We start from the raw sequence: 18,390 nt of genomic DNA on the forward strand, positions 1-18,390 counted from the left end.
GTTCAATAGAACTTATTTGTTGAATAATTGGTTGTGTCTGAATAATTGGCAATGGAAAAATAATGTTAATATCAATATTAAAATTGTTAATCTTATTATTCAACGAATTCCTAAATTCAATAATTCTATTAAATTCCAATTCAATACTTTGTTTAATTAAGTTTAATTCTGCAAGTTGATTATTCAAAATTGAGAATTTTTCATTTTTTTGATTTAATTCTCTTGTATAGGCATTTAAATTATTCTTAATTATCTCTAATTGTTGATGTTTAATATTCTCTTCTTGTGTTATGTCTATGCCATTTTCAAATTCAGGTTTTATAGGTTTATTTCCCCAATGACTTATTATTTCTTTGGATTTAAGTAATATTTGACTATTTAAATTTTCCAAATACTTTTTAGTTTCCTTTTCCTGTAATTTTACTAATTTAAAATTTACCTCTTCAAGCTCTAAAATATATCTCTTAACTTCGTTTGAGATTATTTTTTTTTCTTCTTCAATAAAGCTTTGAAAGTTTAGCTTATTATTTCTGATAAGCGGGTCTAAGTGACTGAAAACAACATTTTCAAGTTCCTCTTGAAATTCTTTATTGCTGTCAATGCTTGAGCATAGTTTTTCAAAATAACTTTGTGGTAAATATTTTACCCTTTCCTCTAAATTACTATTTACTTTTTCATTAAGCCTTTTTACAATAACATCATTTGGAGCTTCAAAAAAAAGCTTAGCTTCAAAGTTTGAAGCAATATTATCTTTCAAGAATTTTTTATTGGTTAAAAAAGAAAAGTTATTATATGTACTGGTGTCACAACATAATCCAATTATATCAGTAATAGCACTTTTACCCATACCTTTATTACCAACTATTGTTACTAATTCTTTATTTAGTTCAATTGTTTGATTATCAAACCAAATACCTTTTGAATTATCATAATTATTTATACTGTATAATTCTAATTTGTCAATGTATTTGTTTTTATTTTCTTTAACTTTTTTTATTACACTAGGCTCTTCGCCGATATACACTCTGGATTTAGGCTCATATAAAGCAAGTTTCAATCCCTCAAACGTAGGACTAGCTTTTATCCAGCAATACTTTTTATCATCAGGCTCAAATATTTTATCATTCCAATGAGCATCTGAACCATGAAAGCAGGGCATTAATTTGCCAAATTTTTCCTTTATAGTAATCTCATCATCTATAATATCTCCTTTTTGATTTCTTTTTTCACCAATAAAATATTTTACATCACCAGGATTTGATGAAAATAAAGCATCACAAAAGAAATAAATATTTGTTTTGTTGCATCTAATTGATTGAATTTTTCACCTTCTAATAGTTCGAAATGACCATTTAAGCCACTGACTCCATCTGTGCTTCCACCTGCAACTACAATAATTGTATTTTCACGTAATTCCTTGTCCTCATTGAAAACCTTTTTTAGATTTTCAAAAGGTATCACATATTGTTCAATACCTCTTATTAGAGCTTGATTATCATCTTTGTAAAATGAACCTAAATGTTTTTTGCCAAAATCTATTAAACTTTGTTTTGTAGCTGAATAACCTACATCTTGATAGTCAAATTTAAGTTTAGCAAAAAACTTGTCATTTAATCTACTATCAATTTTAGGATTAAATATACAATGTATATTAATTGGATTATTCTTGTGTGTAACAGGTGAAATTCGTAATTCAACATTTGGAAGAATTAAATCGAATGTCTTAGTAATACTTTTATTATTAAAATATTTTTTGAACTTGAAATAATTGTCAATGCATAAATAATCGGTTATTGCTATAGTTTTAATTTCTGAACTATAACTATTTATACTTTGAATATAGTTTGTCCATTTTTCATCAGGTGTTGAACCTATAAAATGGTCTTGCTTTTTAGTTTCTGGAGTATGAATATGTAGCTCCCAACGATTCCATTCAGAACCTCTTGGATAATTATTCTTTTGAGACATTGGCTATTAGTTTGTTTATATGCAATATACTATTTTTATCAGCACTCAATATACAAACTGTCAATAACATAAAATTATGGAAACCCGTAAATTAAATCATTTTATATCTCGGTAAATTTGACACTAGCAAATTATAACAATATATTTTATAAACCTGATAAAATCAAATGGTCCGAAATAATTGAAATATGGGAATTTGCGGGAAGCCCTAATACTAAAGAATTGGAGCTCCAAACGATGATTTGAAAACTTCTATAGAATATAACGCAACAATAGAGTTAATAGAGTCATACTTTAAAATTCAACTACGATTGGAGAATTTTTTCGAACTTATCTTTTCTGATATGTCCAGGAATTATCTCAAAATTTACATCACTAGTTAAAAGCATTGATTTTAATAAATTTAGGCTAGTAAGTACCACGTCCATCATTAACGAATTGTCGTAAACTATAATAAAAACAAATCTTTCATAAATAGTTGTAGATTCAATAATCTTTTTTAATATTCTTGTTAATTTAGATGAAAGACTACCCAAACTTCTAAATTCTATTATTTCAATTCCTATCTTACCCTGTCCGATTTCATTCATGATTACCATATCTGGGAAACCATTATCAGACTTGACAAAATACTTGAATTTATAGTTGTTTTTCACCCAATCTTCAACTTTAGATTGAATATCAGATTTATTAGGGAGAAATGAATCTGAAATAAGAGTTTCTTGTTCCTCAAATTCGAATTCCTTAACCACTTTTTTATCTACACCAAACATTTCTAGAAGTTCAGAAAGTTTTAAAATATGGAATGACCTACCTGGTGCCTTACCTCTGAACTCTGCTATTAATTCGAATTTAGGATACAAACTTTGCTTGTCAACTTGGTAAAACCAGTCTTTCTTTTCATCACCAGATATAAAAACTATATCTTTTTTATACTTTTCCGCTAACTCTAGAATTGTAAACCAAATTAATAAATCACCTATTCCTCCATCCCCTTTGTTTTTATCTTCATATCCAGGAGGAATTTTATTTTCATATCTATACTCCAGTTGTTCCTTTATTTTCTCTTCATCCAATTCAATATCATAGATTACTTCATCGGTAAACAAAGATTTGTAAAGCTGACTTACTGGGTCATTCCAAGACCACTCCTTAACATGTTCAATAAGTTTTCCCAGTTGTTTTGCATAATCTTTTACTAAAGAATTAATTTCCTTCTCTTTCTCAGACAGCTCATCATAATCTTTTATGCCATCTAATAAAGGATATTTGCCAATCCCTAATACTGGTATACTATTTCTACTTTTTGTTAATTGTTGAAAAACTTCTTTAATTTTCTCAGGTCGTATTTTAGCAAACTCTCTGGCAACTTGCCCAGGAATAAAAAATCTCTTTTCTTTAATAATTTTTGTATACACTTTTTTTATTTCATCAAGGCTTTCTGAACTTGTTGTATAAGGTAGTATCAAAGAGTTTGTATCAAATATAAATAAGCAATCATTTTTTATTTCAGTAGTAGGTCTTCCAGAGACAGCAAAGATATCTTTTGCGTTTGGAAAAATTTTATTTATGATAAATATATCTTTATCACCGCTCATTTTAAGAAAATTTATAGGTTATTCACGATAAATATAATGAAATATCTCAAATTTATGTTACAACAGTAGTGATATAGAAAACAATCCCCCCCTTCTTCCTCCTTTTTTCCTATACCCCCATTTATAAATTCAGATTTTTGTTGTGGGTTTTGCAAAAAGTATCATTTATATTTTTTTTGAAATTTATTTTTATGTTAGTAATATTTTTAGACTAAAGTCTAAACTTGACACAGAAAAGCTTTGTTCAAAAGATGTTATAAAAGTTTTAAAATATATCAAAAAGACCTATCCTAAATTTGGTATATTTAAAAAAAATGTGTATATTTGAATTAATAAAAAAGCCTTGGTGTGGTGGTACACAACAAGGCAAATCAATAAATTTTAACGTTACTAAAATTATCGACTATGGCAAAGTTACAACATTGTCTTCAAAGTGCCTGCATTTATGTGGGAACGTATCGCAAGTACAACAATTCAAGTTTGTACGGAAAATGGCTAAATCTTTCGGATTATTCAGATTATGACGAATTAATTACTGCAATGTATGAATTGCACTCTGATGAAGAAGACCCCGAATTTATGTTTCAGGATTATGAAACCCCAGAATTCTTTATCAATCAAGGCTTAATAAGTGAAAGCTATATTTCAAAGGACATTTACGAGGTAGCCGAACAAATCGACAGTTCAGACTATGATTTCGAGGTTATAGAAGCTTATGCGGAGTGCATGAGCAACTACCATAAGGAGGTGGAAGACCTTTTGGAGAGTCTTTCAGATTCTTATTATGGTAAATTTGATTCAGATGAAAATTTCGTTCAGGAAATGTTAGAACAAGATGGTAGCATTCCCGAAAATTTACCCTCATACATTTACATTGACTGGACTTCTACAGCAAGGCATCTAATGTATGATTATTCAACCTCAAACGGGTACTATTTTAGGAATTAACAACAACCTTGCACCCTGTTATCAGGGTGCTTTAAACCTTAATCAAATGAAAGCAAGATATGTAAGGATTTCCACAGGAAATCAAAACACACAAAGACAGTTACAAAAGAACCACCCCGATGAAAAACTCTACATTGACACCATTAGTGGAGCTACGCCATTCAGCCAAAGACCAGAGGGAAAAAAAATGCTCGAAGACATAGAAGATGGTTTAATAGACTATATAAGTGTGCATTCCATAGACCGATTGGGAAGAAATCTATTTGATATTTTAACCACTTTAGAGCTTCTAAATGAAAAGAAAATTGTTTTAGAAGTTGATAATCTTGGATTAAAAAGTTTAGTCAATAATAAGCCTAATTCTGCTTTTAAATTGATTATATCGGTTATGGGGAACATCGCTGAAATGGAACGGAATACGCTATTAGAAAGACAGAGAGAGGGAATTGCATTAGCAAAAGCAAAGGGAGTTTACAAAGGTCGCGAATTAGGCTCGAAAGAAACAGACGAAGAGGTTTTGGATAAATATAAAGAGGTTGTCAAATATCTAAAGAAAGGTCAATCTTTAAGAAATACAGCTAAACTGTGTAATGTTAGTCTAGGGACTGTACAAAAAGTAAAAAAGATTTTAAATTAAAAAGTAATGACTGAAAATACAATACCAAGAGCCCTTTCCCAAAACGAGATAATCTTTTTAATTCCTGCAACTATTAATGTTGAGGAGCTTATTAATTCTGCTACATCTTACAACAAAAAAATAGATACTAACAAATTACTATCTTTTATAAGCTTAGTAGTTACAAAGACTGTTAAGTATAATTTTGATAAAAGTAAATATACTTCTCATAAAAAAGGGAATATTCACAGTGGTGAATTGAAAAAATTACTAGGAAATGATTATACAACCTATTATGGTTTTTTATATGACGAAAAAATTCTTTCAACAAGAAGTCCTTATAGCATAGATAAGAAAGGAGAAACTTTCGGTTATGGATTTACATCATTCCACTTATTTAAAAGATTAAATTTAGTTGTATTTAATCCTACAAAGTCAGTTAAATTTGATAATTACTTTAATAACTCTTATACAAAAAAATGTGAGGAAACATTTTATAATCTTTTTGATAAAACTAAATTTTCAATTGATTTTAAACTGGCTGAAAATATATTATTTAGTAAATATTTTGATAATATTCCACATAATTCAGATAAAAAATATTCAGCATATCATGGTTCCTTAAAACAATTGAAGAAATTTCTAAATGGTGAATATAGCTTTACTAGAAAAAAGAAATATTACGAAAGAAAACCTTCTGGTAGGTTTTACTCACCTATGACTAATTTAAATAAAAACATAAGAAATTTACTTTATTATGAGGGTGAAAAGCTGCAACAGTTAGATGTGAAAAATATGTTTCCTTACCTATTATCACAACATTTAATTAAAATAGCCAATATAAATCAAAAAAGAATTGAAAGACTTAAAAACTGCTTGGATTTCAAAACTAAATACGAATTAAATATAAGCTACACGACAAAAGACTATTTATATACCAATTGGATAGAAAAATATTTTGTTGAAAAGTATGGTATGTTATTTCCACAAAAACCAACAGGAAGTTTTATTACAGGTGGTTATTTATCAAAACAGGGCTATAGCGAATACTTTTCTTTAGATAAACCTAAAAGTTTATTTCAGTATAGTTATAGCCATTCTCATCAATTTAATAAAAAATTTCATCCCTCTGTTCAACAAGATTCACAAGTTACAAATCACAGCCAAAGGTTTCATAAGACAACTAAAGGTAACTGGATTCCCAAAAGTAATCTGTATTCAAATAGTTATAGTAAATCAAAGGATTTAAATGATAATTCCAATTTGGCTACACTTTATACTGAAAGCTTTAAAAGTTTCACCTCAGCAGAAGAGATTAACTCAAAAGAAAAGTTATACTCTAACTATATCTCGACGAAAACCTTTAAAAGCCTTATGGATAAAGAAGTTACAAACTTCAACACACTCACTATTAAGGGAATTATATACGACCATTTTATTGACCCGTTCAAGAATAATACAGGTTTAAGTAAATGGACTCTCAAATATGAAGAAGAATTCAACGAAGATTACAATGGGTTATATAAACAAGATAGAGCTTTAACAAAAAAACTTTTCATTTCAATGCTTTATGCAAGAAACAATCATTATATAGAGGAACAAAAAGTATTTAAATCTTTGTTCCCAATCTTATATGATTTGATACGTGAAGAGAAAAAAGGAGACCACACAATTATTACAAATGAGTTATTCGATTTAGAGGCTGATATAATTGTTGATACTGTTGCAAGAGGCTTAATAAAGCAAAAAATTAAAACGTTCACAATTCATGATTGCATTGCTGTACAAGAAAAAAATATTGATATTTCTAAGTTAAAATTGGAAGAAGCATTTATTTCGAGATTTGGGAATTGCCCCAAAATTGAGTTAGAATAATATATCAACAAATAAAAGGATATTTATCATATTGGAAAAATCAAAAAGCTATTTTACAAGAAATAGAATTGAAAGTTTCAGATTGAATTAATATCTTTGTTCCTTACTTCAACGAAAAAATAAAAGTGTAAACTTTTGCTTTTGTCTTGTGAATCGGCAAAATTCAACCTTATCACAAAATGCAAATAGTTTAGCACACTTGTCATGTTCTATGGCAAGTGGCTATCCTGTTTTATGTGATATGGCTTTGCCGAGCCAACAAGACTAGAGCATGTGAGAACCCACTTGCTTTTTTTGTTGTTTATACCTCAATGACTATAAACAATAAAATTCAATTTATATGAAAAATTTATTTCTTACAGCTATAATTGCTGTTTCTTTCGTTAACTGTTCTGGCAACGATGATGATTCAACACCACAGCAAAACAATCCAGTAACCACCCAATATTTCCACCCTCCTGCATGGATTCAAGGTAGTTGGAAAATCTCTGGAAGCAATTCTGCTTACTTTAAATTTTCTTCGGATGATTTCATTTTAGTAACTCCTTACACAAGTTACAAAGCAATTTTAACTCAGACAGCAGCCACAGGACAAACAGCAAAGGTAAATGAACAAATTTCTGACCTTTACTATGAGTTTACTATCACTACTGGTGGTTCTAATGGACAATACAAATTCAAGAAAATCAGTGATACACGTATTCAATGGGTAGGCAATACAATTCCTCCTGTTTATCTGGATAAAGAATAAAATAATTTTACTATGAAAAATTTCTTTAACAAGCTAAAACAGATTACTGGTTATGAACCTATTAAATCTGTTGTATTAGGAAATTATAACCGTCAGGAGCAGTATAATGTTGATACCGAACGATTAATGGGACGTGATTATGATAAAGTAAAGGTTATCATGAATTACTATGAAACCAATGCTGTAAAGATTTTCTTTGAGTTTCAAAATGGCAATAAATTGACATTTGATGCTATTGAAGTGCCTTACATTTATGGTGATGAAGTAAAGGTCAGCCTTATTGCTGAAAACAAGCAACCAGCATACCTTTTAAAAGATTTTCAACAGTTGACACTCATAAACCCTGTAACAAGGATTAAAATTGTGCTTAAATATTAATCTAAAATCAAAGCAATATTGAAAAGAGTTTATGATAAAGTGAATAGTTGGTTATTTCCTAAAGTGCTTAAATCTGACCCAAGAGAAGCTCAAGTATCAAACAATAATTTGAATAGGACATTCTGGAACACTAGACGGTTATTAATTCTAATTCAAGGCTTTTTAGAAAATGAAAAATTGAGAATCAGAATTGAAGGTAATTTTACTAAGAATAGACTTAGTCATGAAGGCAAACTTTATCATTTCGTAACACCGTTTTGTGAAATCTCATTGAACAATGATAAAAGGGGTAGATATAATATTACATATTTCCTTAACCCAAATCTATTAGAGATTATAGGTGATAATTACGGTAATATTGTGGAAACCAGAATTTATGAATTAGTCACTGATAATGAAATAAAAGGATTTATAAATGCCAATCCATTAAATTGTATATATGAGAGATACTTCAATGAATCATTGATGATTGCTGAAACGGAACCGAATTATATAGTTACTGTTACAGAAAAAGCAATTTCTTAAATAAGACAAGAAACAGACGTAGCCCGTCTAGGCTATTTTCAGAAAAAATAATTTCCTCATTTTTAGACGAAATTTTGATATTAGCATATTCGTAACGACTTAGGGGCTTTGTTTTTAATTTAAGTTACTGATATTCATCACACTTCTCATTACAAAAGGCAGATTGAAATTTCACCTATTTGTCATCACTTTTTAATGTTGAAAAAATAAAGAAAAATCAAGGTGTAAGCATTTTACTGTATTTCATAAAACAACAACTTCTCCCATTTTTTGAGAGAAGTTTTACTATTTTACCCTCGTAAGACAATTTATTCAATATTAAACACATCAAACATATGATTTTTAGTGTTTTATTGAAAACAAATAGCAAATTGGATTTTCATCTAATTTTAAACTCAAACTACATAATTAAGAGGTTTTTGCTTATGATTTTCTATTAAATGGAAAAAGATTCTTTTTATATTGTCTAAATGGAATTTCCAAAAAAACAATATAACCAGCCAAATAAAAAGAAAGATTCATTATTGGATTGACTAACCAATATTTATTAATAATATTAATACGAATATATGATGACAGTTCCAATCCTAAAAACATATTATAATAAATTTTCTCAACAGCTTTTTTTGACATAAACATTGAAGAAAAATTTAATAAACATACAGCTACAGCATATAGAAATAAGATTACAGAAAAGAGAGGTTTTTCTATTAATAAAGAAACAATTAATAGAATAATTATCAAGTTAGTGGAATCAATAAAAAATTTATTAATGGAAATATTTACATAGCAATGAGCTATGAAGTTTAAAAAAAGTAATCCAATAAATATAAATCTTAGAATGTAAATGATTTTCATAGAGCTAATTTTACTTAGTTTTATTCCAATATCCAACTTTATTCCCATATTATTTTTTCAAAGCATCTGTAGTCTCAATTTTTGGATTTACAAAATAGTTCATTCTGTTCCATTTTTAGAAGTCCCAAGGTACGTAGCAGCATGGTTCAAGTCAGTGCCCCAATCTTTATTATCGCCTTTAAAAGCAACTATTGTTTTTCAAAAGAGTTTTTTATCAGTCTTTTCAAAACCTGATTTAATAAAACTCTGAAATTCACCTAGAGATAATTCATAAGAAAAAAAATCAGATTTTAAACTTTATCCACTACCAGCCCTAAAAGCACACGCAAAACAATTGTAGTATTTTATTGCAAATTTAACCCAGATACTAGGTGGTCAATTTGAACTGAAATGAGTGGTCAATTTACTCCAAAAAACACTGGTCAATTTGACTGGCTTTTCCAATGTAAAATGTCAAACGTATTTTATTGAAAACAAATGGAAGATTGAAATTTAGTTCTTTTTTTACTGTTTTTTGACACCAAAAATGCACACAAATTCAGGTGTAAATTCTGTAACATTCTAATAAAAATCACTTCGAACCGAGGAACAAATATCGCTTATTTAGTTGGTGCTGGCTCTGGTATATACCTATCTCCAAAATCAAATAATTTCATTTCAATACTTTTTTCCAGAGGAATGTTTCTGTATATATTATCTCTCAAAACTTCAAAAACCACATATCTTGAATGATAAAGAGATATGGTATTTGAAGTGTATTCAAAATCCTTATAAGAACCCAAGCTTTCTTGTTTCTGTTCAAAAAAGTTTTTTGAATAATAGACTATGAGTTTTTGATTATTAAATTTAATACTTGAAACTGAATCTTTATTGAAAAACTCTGCTGTAGAAATCTTAATGTAATCTTTATTCTTTAATCTTTGATGGGTTACCGTAAATAGATTTACTGGATATTCCTTTGGAAAACTCGATGACATTGAATCTACAGTACTAAAAACTTTTTTTTCTAAAAGGTTTTTTTCTGAATTCTTTCTACAACTCTGAGTCAGCATAACTATTAAGATTAATAAAAATGATTTATTTAACATTGTAGTAATTTATTTTATTAAAACTTTTTACATTAGCTGGTGTCATTTTTAATCCTGTATTCTTTTGCCCATTTCGATTATACTCAATTATCCTATTTCCCAATCCTTCATGTACAGTAAAGAATCTTGATAACATACTACTATTCTTTAAAGTTGCCCCATGTATAGTTCTCCTTGTGTCTTGGTCTGCTCCCCATTGATTTCCAATTTTGTCAGGATTTGCACCTCCATAACCATCATGATTATGATAAAATGAAATTAAATTGTCATAGCCTCCAATATATTGTGTCATAAAATTAAACCCTTTGGTGTTGTTATCTATAGAGTGTTGAGTGGTAATTAAATAATTTTCTGAACTTCCACCTCTTGAAAACCTTCCCAATCCAAATTCAATTCCATCAGTAGTATTATTATTAAGAAAATTATATACGTTTACAGCATCATTGACATTATTTGTGTAGCCTGCTGAAACTGTACCATCTTTTATTGGTCTCATACCTCCTAAATAGCCAGTAGCTTGACTCAAATCACTAATGACACTTCCATCACTTGGTTTGGCTTTATCTACTACAACTGGAGCTGTATTTGTAACATTCCCCTTCTTATCTGTTGCAAATAACCTGTCATCACTCCTATTTTCACTTCCATCATTAGGGTCTTTCCTAGTAACATTACCATCTAATGATAATTTGTAATCTGTAAAAACTTGTCTGCCATCAGGGTCAATGTTACTTATAGGGTTATTTAACACCATGTTATAAGGTGACCAACTTGAATATTCCTCACTCAAAGGGTCAGGAGAAAACCATCTTCCTGAGGTATCTAAGTAGGGTTGTGCATCTGGGTCACTCAAATCTATTTCTCTGAACTCAACAATCTCTTTGGTCTTTCTGTTGAATCTTACAGAACCAATACTTACAATAGAATCCTTGTCATGGAACTCTAAATACTTTCCTTTACTCAAAGTAGCTACTTTTGGATAGTAGCCATATTTCTTAAAGGGATTTCCAGCCTCAATGTTCTTTCTTCTCCTTTCTGCTTCCTCTGGAGTTAAAGGGTCTCTGGATTTTAAAACCTCATCCATGTAGGGTCTGTTTCTTTCTTCTTTAGTCAGCTTTACAGGGTTGATGTATGGTTTCTCTGCCTTTGGTTTAGTCTGGGGCTTACTTTTTACTTGTGCCTGTGTAAATCCTGCAACAAGTATAAAAGCAGTCAATACAATTCTTTTCATAGTCATTTGGTTATTTCGTAAAGTTATTTAATAATTTTTTATTCTCGTATTTTTCTCTTTCTGTTTTTAAAGAAGTTAGCCAATCCAGATACATTTCCTCTGGCATCTGCCTGAAACCAATCGCATAAATGTGAGTATATTCTTTAGTCATTAGCCCCATCAGTTCTTTAGCTTTTGGGTCTTGTTGAGCCTTTTTTATGTTTTCAGGATTGGTGGAACTCAAATTCTGTTTATCCATTAATTTTTCAAACTGTGCTTTGTGTGTTTCAGCTTTTAAGATAAGGGCTTTAGAAAAGTTTGGGTAAACTTCTAAGGCTCTGTTTACAGTTTTTAGTACAAACTCACCATCATTGTCAGGAAAATTTCTGTTGTATGCCTGTGCTAAATCAAACAAGCATAAAGCAAGACTTTCTTTATTGTTCAGTGCCTTCATAAACACCCCATTTTTAATGGCATCTAAGTGAATGAACCCCGAAGCCATTAACCACGAATCTTGTGGAAATATCCCACTCGTAAGCTCTGTATTGTACCATCCATCAGACTTGATTTGATGTTTGATATAAACATGGTTGGGTGCTAATGCCAGATTAGCTTCTACTCCCAATTCCTCAGCTAAAATCTTGTACAGATAAGGCATAGAATTACAATTTCCTTTTTTGGTAGCCAGAAGTTTAGATACAAATAAATTGGTAATGTCTTTATGTCCGAACACATCCTCAAAATCATAGTTGAAAGGTTTGTACTGGATTACCGTATCTTTAATAGCAATGGGTAAGGTCTGGCACATGATGGAATAGACTGCTGCATACTTGCTTACTTTGTCTCTGTCTGAAAGTTTATAGGTTAAATCCCTGCTCTGAACAATAGCATTAGCAAAGCCTTTTAAAAAGGCTATTTCTCGATTTAATTTATCTGTATCTAACTTACCTTGATAGTAAGCATTTTCCACACTAAAAACAGCCTCTTTGAAGCTGTATTGCTGTTTATCATTCAGCATGTTGTCTATGGTCTGGTAGGCTTCGTTATAAAACTGGTTATTTTGTGCCTTAGCTATTCCAGTACTCAGCCACACAAATAGCATGGATAGGAATAAGGTTCTATATGGTAAATGTCTTTTCATTATAAGTGTTTTGGGTCTATAGGGAAATACTGGGCTTTCTCCTTAGACTGCTGGGATTCTTTTTTCTTTTGTTTCTGGGCTTCCTGTTCTTTCTGCTTTTGCTTTTCAGCATTAATCTGTCTCATTCTTTCAGCAAGAGCCTCACTTTTCTGTCTGTTGGCTTCACCTTTCATATTACCTAACCATTGCTCGTAAGCTCCCTCTGGCATCATCACAAATCCTAAGTTATCAATATTGTTAAATTGGGCTTTTGCTTCCTGTAGTAAAGCCCGTGCTTTAGGATAAAATCTAATGTTTTGGAGTTCCTCTGGGTTTTCAAGGTCTTTAATTCCTAATTGATTGGCTACATAAGTCAATCTTGCCTGTTGATACATGGATTTAAGTTGATTGGCATAAATGTTATTGGGTGAGTATTCAAGTGCTTTATCCAAAGATTTTCCCACAAACTCATCCATACCGTACTTATGAGCATAACCATTGGCTAAATCTGCATAGAACTGTGCTAAAAGTTCTTTTTTACTCAGGCTTTTCATGTAGATGTCATTTTGTAAAGCTTCTGATTTTATATAACCTGATTCCAGTATTAAAGAATTGGCAGTAAAAATGCCATTCGTAAGCTCTGCATTTTGCCACTCTCCCTCTTCATCTAAAAACTTGATATAAGTATGATTAGGTGCATAGGCTAAAGAGGCTTCTGTGTTCATTTCTTCTGCTAACATCAGATATAATAAAGGCATAGAGTGGCATTGTCCTGAACCTGTTTTTAACAGTTTGGCGACAAACATCTTGGAATGGTCTTTTTGTCCCATATAATCCTCAAAATCATATTTGTAGGCTTTATGTTGAACTCCTCCCAGCTTCATGTCTTTAGAGAAGTATTCAAATATCATTAGATTTTTATCTGTGTTACTTTCTATGTCCTCTTTTCTTTCTTTCATTTTCTGCAAAAGTTGCTTTGCAGTTTTCTGAATTCCAGATTTAAATTGATTAAAATTTTGTTTGCCCCCGTAGTAAGCATTTTCCACAATGAAATTGGCTTGACTTACTGTGTAGTTGTCAGTATTAAGTGAGGCTAATTGATTGTAAGCATCATAATAGGCTTGTGTGCCTTCTTTTCCTGATAAAGAGGGTAAATTGTAATAAGAATCTTCTGTGGCTTGTAATCTTGTGTATTCTTCCTGTTTAGTTGTAAGTTCCTGTTCCTTAGCAACCCTTTTAAAATCCTCCTGAACCATTCTCATATTTTGCTGGTCTATCTGTGAATTTCTTTGATTGTATAAACCACCATAAGGAACTGAGGGAACATTTGACCTTGCTGGGTTACTATAGCTTTGATTAGAGTAATTTTGAATACTACTTGCGCTGGGTGTAGAGGTAGTTGGAAAATTTGGAATCTGTCCAAATACACATATATTGATACACAACAAAGGGAAAACTTGTAGTCTTTTCATCATAAATACTCTTTTTTCTTGTGCTTATTAAAGGTTCGTAAATTTACAAAAATTCAATTGATTGTGAAAATTACTGCCTGTCTTAAACTTAATTTTAGCCAAAGCTAGATAGGGGTAACGACAAAACTTGTCACATTAAAATTTGTTTTAAATTATTATGAAAATTATATGATGAGAATTCTTAATTTCATTCTGCTTACTTTTCATCTATAAGAATCTTACATAAGTATTTTTGTTATATTTGTTTTATAAACATTTAACCATGACCAAAAAAAGTGACGAATTAAAAAATGATAATAATGCACAAGAGAAAGCTAACAGTCAGAATGAAGACAAGCGTCCAGTCTGTGGTTTAATTATGCCAATCGCTGATACAGACGGCTATCCCACAGGACACTGGAAAGAAGTTAAAAAAATTATAACTTCAGTGGCTGAAGATGCAGGATTTAGAACAAGGCTGGTTAGTGAAAGCGAAGACGTACGTGTTATCCAGAAAACTATTGTACAGAACGTTTTTGATGATGATATAATAATCTGTGATGTAAGTTCGAAAAACCCTAACGTGATGTTTGAACTAGGGTTAAGATTTGCTTTCGATAAAGCGGCAGTAATTATAAAAGATGATGAGACAGGATATTCATTCGATACGAGTCCTGTGGAACACATTAACTACCGAAAGGATTTACGTTTTTCATCAATTGAACAGTTTAAAAAGGATTTACGTTCTAAATTAACTGCAACATTTGAAAAATCACAAGAACCTAATCACTCAATGTACTTACAAGATTTCGGAAAGTTTGTTATTAAAGAATTGCACACTAAAGATGTTTCACCAAATGAATTTATCTTAGAAAGACTTGATGAGTTACAAGAATCAATTCAAAATATTAAAATTAACAAAGCAAACAACTCTTCTAATGAAATTACTTATGCAAGACATACATGGGCTAATGACAAAGATTTTAGCCTTAGTGCTCTCTCAAAAAAGTTTGCAGAAAGTCACGATTTAATGGTTATGACACCTTCTGAACATGCTATTAAATTAAAACAATACATTAGTGGAGTATATAAGGAAAACGGAATTATACCACCTTCACTAAGTACTTTAGAAAAATTTGCAAATAACACGGTCATGCCTTAATAAAATATTTCAATTAAACTTATAAATAATTATGGGATTTGCTACTGCTGGGATAGCCTTAATAAATGCTCTTAAAGAACCTCTCTTTAAAAAAGCCAAGGAGTATGGCGATGAGTATATATTCATTTATCAGAATGGTCTTATTGAATATATTGATAACTACTTGGACAAATTCTCTAAGATTAAAACATTCATTCACAGAGATACAAGAGTTCCGTTCTATGAAGTCTTTTATCCCGTTTCAATTATTACACCTTTCAAAAAACCTGTAAAGGATGTAATTGAATTAATTGAAGAAAAAAAATATATAACCATTTCTGGTAATGCTGGTAGTGGTAAGAGCATGCTCACGAAACATATATTCATGTCTTGTGTTGAAAGTAGTAAATCAGTACCTATAATGATTGAGCTAAGACAGCTAAATACATATGAAACCACCATTGAAGAGTTAGTTACAAAAATTATCACAAATAATAATATTTCACCTAGTGATAAGATAACTGAAAAAATTCTAAGTGAAGGCAATTTCATCTTTATAATAGATGGCTACGATGAAATATTCTCACAAAACAAGGAGAAAATTACCCGTGACATAGAGCAGTTTGTAGATAAATATAGTAATAATAAATTTTTAATTACATCACGTCCCGGAGCTGGAGTTGAATCCTTACAAAGGTTCGATAATTATTCAATTGGGGCTTTAAAAAGCACTGACATTAAGAAATTTGTGAAACTACAACTAGATAAATATGATAGGCAATTAGGAAAAAAAATTCAAGAAGAAATTGAAAATCCTGTAAATAAAGATTTTAAACATTACTTATCAAGTCCACTACTTCTGTCAATGTTTATCTTTACTTTTAAAAACTATCCCGAGCTTCCTAAACAACGAAGTAAGTTTTACTGGAATGTTTTTGATACATTATGCACTAGACATGATTCTTTTTCAAAAGCTGGAGGATGGCAACATGAAAGGCAATCAGGATTAAAAAATGAAGAACTGGAAAAAATCTTATGTTGGTTTTCTTATATTTCTCTGTTTGAAGGCTCTTATAGTTTTGATTTAAACTATTTAACAAGTAACATTCAAAGAATTATCGCTAATAAAATTGAAGGTAAGCCAGATTTAGAAAAAGTAATTTATGATTTAAGTGTATCATTATCAATGTTAATTAAAGATGGTACCGAATATACTTTCCCCCATAAATCATTACAAGAATACTTTGCAGCACTATTAATAAAATCTCTAGATTACAACCAAAAAAAAGAGGTCTTTACGAAGAAAATTGGAACAATGGTTGAAAAATCATACGGAGGCAATTCAAATTTTTATAATTTATGTTTCGAACTAGATAATATAATTTTCTTAAAGTTGCTAATATTTGACAACCCAAATTTTGATTTTAATAGGGACAGAAATGATAAGTTTGAAAAGACAAATGAAATCTTTAAACTTCTAGATTATGAATTACTATTCACAAATAGCCATTTAACAAGTGATGAGAATTCATTTCATTTAGAAGGAATAGCAAGTCTAAATAATCCTATAATTGATTTTTTGATTGAAAATAATCATCCTGATGTTAGTTTTAGTGTAGTGAATGCAACATTAAAGGATTCAATGGAATTTAATTTACTACTTGAGGAAAAATCGGAAACAAATGAATATGATGATGAAAATATCACTATATGCAAAATCTCACAATCAGATTTAACCAATCCAACTGTTATCAACTTTTTTGAAGATTCCTTAATAATATCAGCATGTACATCCTATTATGATAAATTTAATCAGAGGCTTAAACATTTTGAAAATTATATAATCTCAGAACAAAAAGGTACAACTGATTTACTTGACATATAAGAGAAAAATGGAATATTTTCCCCAAAAATAGATTTTAAGATGTATTTTTTAAAACCTCTGATATTCTAACAATTACATTTGAACCATTAAATTACTTTTGTGTTTTATTATTGAAAAGTTAGCCCTTTTGAAATCTTCTTCTTCAAAGATATCAACTGTTTCATTAATCCGATTCGGGTATAGGTGGCTTGCAAAAATTAATTGTAGCCTAGCCAATGGTTTAAAAATATAAAACTTTTCGTAGTACTCAATAAACTTAGCTAAAAGAGCAATGCGAATTCTGAAAATTGTTGAAAAATTGTTTAAGTAAAGATTTTCGAATTCAGATGCTTTTACCAAGTCATCAAATGTGTAGTATTCAATCAATTTGTATTTACGTAACTTTTCAATACCAGTCTTTAACCTTTTAAATCTAACGATTCTTGCTCTATCTAATTTAAATTCAGTTACCTCCACCTCAACACTTTCTAATTCCAAAAACTTAGCTAAACAAAGCCTATGCTGACCTGAAGTGGTAAAATAATGACTACCGAATTTAAGGACATTTTTTCCTTCAGTATCTTCATCATACTTACGGAGGATATGATTATCTATAATATCTTCCCTTGAACTAAAGTTTTTCATAATTCTTTCAAATCTGTGTAGTTCATTTAAAAGCTGATGCCAGTTTATTTTCCTGTAACAATTGTAAGCAAATCCATAGCTGATTCCGACAATACGTTGAGGATTAATTTTGCTTTTATATCGCTTTGGCTGCTCAATAAAGAAATCTCTATAAATAAAGTCTTCAGGTTTATAAACATTTTCATAAAAATGTTTCTTGTCACTAAAGTCAGGGTAAACCGATTTAACCCAATTTAATCTTCTATCTTCCAACACAGTAACTATTTCATAATTTACACTAATTCTTCCACGAAATCTAATATGGATTCAACAACTTATGTTTTTTCTTCTTAGGAAGAGTTATAGACTGAACAA

General features: G+C 30.1%; 16 protein-coding genes and 1 pseudogene. 8 read left to right on the plus strand and 9 right to left on the minus strand.

The genetic code is table 11. From position 1 onward, the window contains the following. The 3 genes and pseudogenes from IW15_RS21135 to IW15_RS21145 all read right to left on the minus strand — a co-directional run. Positions 1–1,159: pseudogene (locus IW15_RS21135) on the minus strand (AAA family ATPase); the annotation flags it as partial. Between the two features lie 83 nt (positions 1,160–1,242). Beyond that, on the minus strand, positions 1,243–1,968 hold the full coding sequence (locus IW15_RS21140; RefSeq protein ID WP_034715478.1) for a hypothetical protein: 726 nt from the start codon (positions 1,966–1,968) through the stop codon (positions 1,243–1,245). 305 nt (positions 1,969–2,273) lie between these two features. Further along, positions 2,274–3,566 (minus strand): PIN domain-containing protein, encoded by a 1,293-nt coding sequence (locus tag IW15_RS21145; protein ID WP_051882271.1) that lies wholly within the window; start codon positions 3,564–3,566, stop codon positions 2,274–2,276. Between the two features lie 405 nt (positions 3,567–3,971). Here IW15_RS21145 and IW15_RS21155 point away from each other — a divergent pair, with 405 nt between their 5' ends. The 6 genes from IW15_RS21155 to IW15_RS21180 all read left to right on the plus strand — a co-directional run bounded on the left by IW15_RS21155 (position 3,972) and on the right by IW15_RS21180 (position 8,659). Beyond that, entirely contained in the window at positions 3,972–4,514 is a 543-nt protein-coding gene (locus IW15_RS21155) for an antirestriction protein ArdA (protein ID WP_034715484.1), read from the plus strand. Beyond that, positions 4,474–5,151 (plus strand): recombinase family protein, encoded by a 678-nt coding sequence (locus IW15_RS21160; protein WP_228384415.1) that lies wholly within the window; start codon positions 4,474–4,476, stop codon positions 5,149–5,151. Before IW15_RS21155 ends, IW15_RS21160 begins: the two co-directional genes overlap by 41 nt. 6 nt (positions 5,152–5,157) lie before the next feature. Beyond that, positions 5,158–7,005, plus strand: a complete 1,848-nt coding sequence (locus IW15_RS21165; RefSeq protein WP_034715488.1) for a hypothetical protein — start codon at positions 5,158–5,160, stop codon at positions 7,003–7,005. A gap of 340 nt (positions 7,006–7,345) precedes the next feature. Next, positions 7,346–7,756, plus strand: a complete 411-nt coding sequence (locus IW15_RS21170) for a hypothetical protein (protein ID WP_034715491.1) — start codon at positions 7,346–7,348, stop codon at positions 7,754–7,756. 12 nt (positions 7,757–7,768) lie between these two features. Beyond that, positions 7,769–8,134 carry a hypothetical protein gene (locus IW15_RS21175; protein ID WP_034715494.1) on the plus strand — a complete coding sequence of 122 codons (366 nt, stop codon included), beginning with the start codon at positions 7,769–7,771 and terminating at the stop codon, positions 8,132–8,134. 18 nt (positions 8,135–8,152) lie between these two features. Further along, a complete protein-coding gene (locus tag IW15_RS21180) occupies positions 8,153–8,659 on the plus strand; it encodes a hypothetical protein (RefSeq protein WP_034715496.1) in 507 nt (168 codons plus the stop codon). A gap of 423 nt (positions 8,660–9,082) precedes the next feature. On the opposite strand, the gene IW15_RS21185 is transcribed toward IW15_RS21180, so the two are convergent. The 5 genes from IW15_RS21185 to IW15_RS21205 form a co-directional block, all read right to left on the minus strand. Then, positions 9,083–9,517: a hypothetical protein gene (locus tag IW15_RS21185; protein ID WP_131368610.1), complete on the minus strand. Its 435-nt coding sequence runs from the start codon at positions 9,515–9,517 to the stop codon at positions 9,083–9,085. 599 nt (positions 9,518–10,116) lie between these two features. Continuing rightward, positions 10,117–10,605 carry a hypothetical protein gene (locus IW15_RS21190; protein WP_034715503.1) on the minus strand — a complete coding sequence of 163 codons (489 nt, stop codon included), beginning with the start codon at positions 10,603–10,605 and terminating at the stop codon, positions 10,117–10,119. After that, positions 10,595–11,836: an RHS repeat-associated core domain-containing protein gene (locus IW15_RS22245; protein ID WP_051882273.1), complete on the minus strand. Its 1,242-nt coding sequence runs from the start codon at positions 11,834–11,836 to the stop codon at positions 10,595–10,597. The genes IW15_RS21190 and IW15_RS22245 overlap by 11 nt, the downstream gene beginning before the upstream one ends. Before the next feature lie 10 nt (positions 11,837–11,846). Beyond that, a complete protein-coding gene (locus IW15_RS21200; RefSeq protein ID WP_034715506.1) occupies positions 11,847–12,956 on the minus strand; it encodes a hypothetical protein in 1,110 nt (369 codons plus the stop codon). Next, complete coding sequence (locus IW15_RS21205) at positions 12,956–14,410, minus strand: hypothetical protein (RefSeq protein ID WP_131368611.1); 1,455 nt, start codon at positions 14,408–14,410, stop codon at positions 12,956–12,958. Before IW15_RS21205 ends, IW15_RS21200 begins: the two co-directional genes overlap by 1 nt. A 259-nt stretch (positions 14,411–14,669) precedes the next feature. Here IW15_RS21205 and IW15_RS21210 point away from each other — a divergent pair, with 259 nt between their 5' ends. Both IW15_RS21210 and IW15_RS21215 read left to right on the plus strand, forming a co-directional pair. Then, complete coding sequence (locus IW15_RS21210) at positions 14,670–15,548, plus strand: hypothetical protein (protein WP_051882278.1); 879 nt, start codon at positions 14,670–14,672, stop codon at positions 15,546–15,548. Positions 15,549–15,579: 31 nt separating this feature from the next. Next, entirely contained in the window at positions 15,580–17,412 is a 1,833-nt protein-coding gene (locus IW15_RS21215) for an NACHT domain-containing protein (RefSeq protein ID WP_034715512.1), read from the plus strand. Between the two features lie 72 nt (positions 17,413–17,484). On the opposite strand, the gene IW15_RS21220 is transcribed toward IW15_RS21215, so the two are convergent. Next, on the minus strand, positions 17,485–18,288 hold the full coding sequence (locus tag IW15_RS21220) for a hypothetical protein (RefSeq protein WP_131368612.1): 804 nt from the start codon (positions 18,286–18,288) through the stop codon (positions 17,485–17,487). Between the last annotated feature and the right edge of the window lie 102 nt (positions 18,289–18,390).

Origin of the sequence: Chryseobacterium soli, from assembly GCF_000737705.1 — a bacterium.
GTDB classification, from domain to species: Bacteria; Bacteroidota; Bacteroidia; order Flavobacteriales; family Weeksellaceae; genus Chryseobacterium; species Chryseobacterium soli.

What these genes read in the sequence shown, in the direction of transcription:
- IW15_RS21140 (WP_034715478.1), bottom strand. Translation starts at nt 1,968, where the DNA reads ATGTCTCAAAAGAATAATTATCCAAGAGGTTCTGAATGGAATCGTTGG.
- IW15_RS21145 (WP_051882271.1), bottom strand. Translation starts at nt 3,566, where the DNA reads ATGAGCGGTGATAAAGATATATTTATCATAAATAAAATTTTTCCAAAC.
- IW15_RS21155 (WP_034715484.1), top strand. Translation starts at nt 3,972, where the DNA reads ATGGCAAAGTTACAACATTGTCTTCAAAGTGCCTGCATTTATGTGGGA.
- IW15_RS21160 (WP_228384415.1), top strand. Translation starts at nt 4,474, where the DNA reads ATGATTATTCAACCTCAAACGGGTACTATTTTAGGAATTAACAACAAC.
- IW15_RS21165 (WP_034715488.1), top strand. Translation starts at nt 5,158, where the DNA reads ATGACTGAAAATACAATACCAAGAGCCCTTTCCCAAAACGAGATAATC.
- IW15_RS21170 (WP_034715491.1), top strand. Translation starts at nt 7,346, where the DNA reads ATGAAAAATTTATTTCTTACAGCTATAATTGCTGTTTCTTTCGTTAAC.
- IW15_RS21175 (WP_034715494.1), top strand. Translation starts at nt 7,769, where the DNA reads ATGAAAAATTTCTTTAACAAGCTAAAACAGATTACTGGTTATGAACCT.
- IW15_RS21185 (WP_131368610.1), bottom strand. Translation starts at nt 9,517, where the DNA reads ATGAAAATCATTTACATTCTAAGATTTATATTTATTGGATTACTTTTT.
- IW15_RS21190 (WP_034715503.1), bottom strand. Translation starts at nt 10,605, where the DNA reads ATGTTAAATAAATCATTTTTATTAATCTTAATAGTTATGCTGACTCAG.
- IW15_RS22245 (WP_051882273.1), bottom strand. Translation starts at nt 11,836, where the DNA reads ATGAAAAGAATTGTATTGACTGCTTTTATACTTGTTGCAGGATTTACA.
- IW15_RS21200 (WP_034715506.1), bottom strand. Translation starts at nt 12,956, where the DNA reads ATGAAAAGACATTTACCATATAGAACCTTATTCCTATCCATGCTATTT.
- IW15_RS21205 (WP_131368611.1), bottom strand. Translation starts at nt 14,410, where the DNA reads ATGATGAAAAGACTACAAGTTTTCCCTTTGTTGTGTATCAATATATGT.
- IW15_RS21210 (WP_051882278.1), top strand. Translation starts at nt 14,670, where the DNA reads ATGACCAAAAAAAGTGACGAATTAAAAAATGATAATAATGCACAAGAG.
- IW15_RS21215 (WP_034715512.1), top strand. Translation starts at nt 15,580, where the DNA reads ATGGGATTTGCTACTGCTGGGATAGCCTTAATAAATGCTCTTAAAGAA.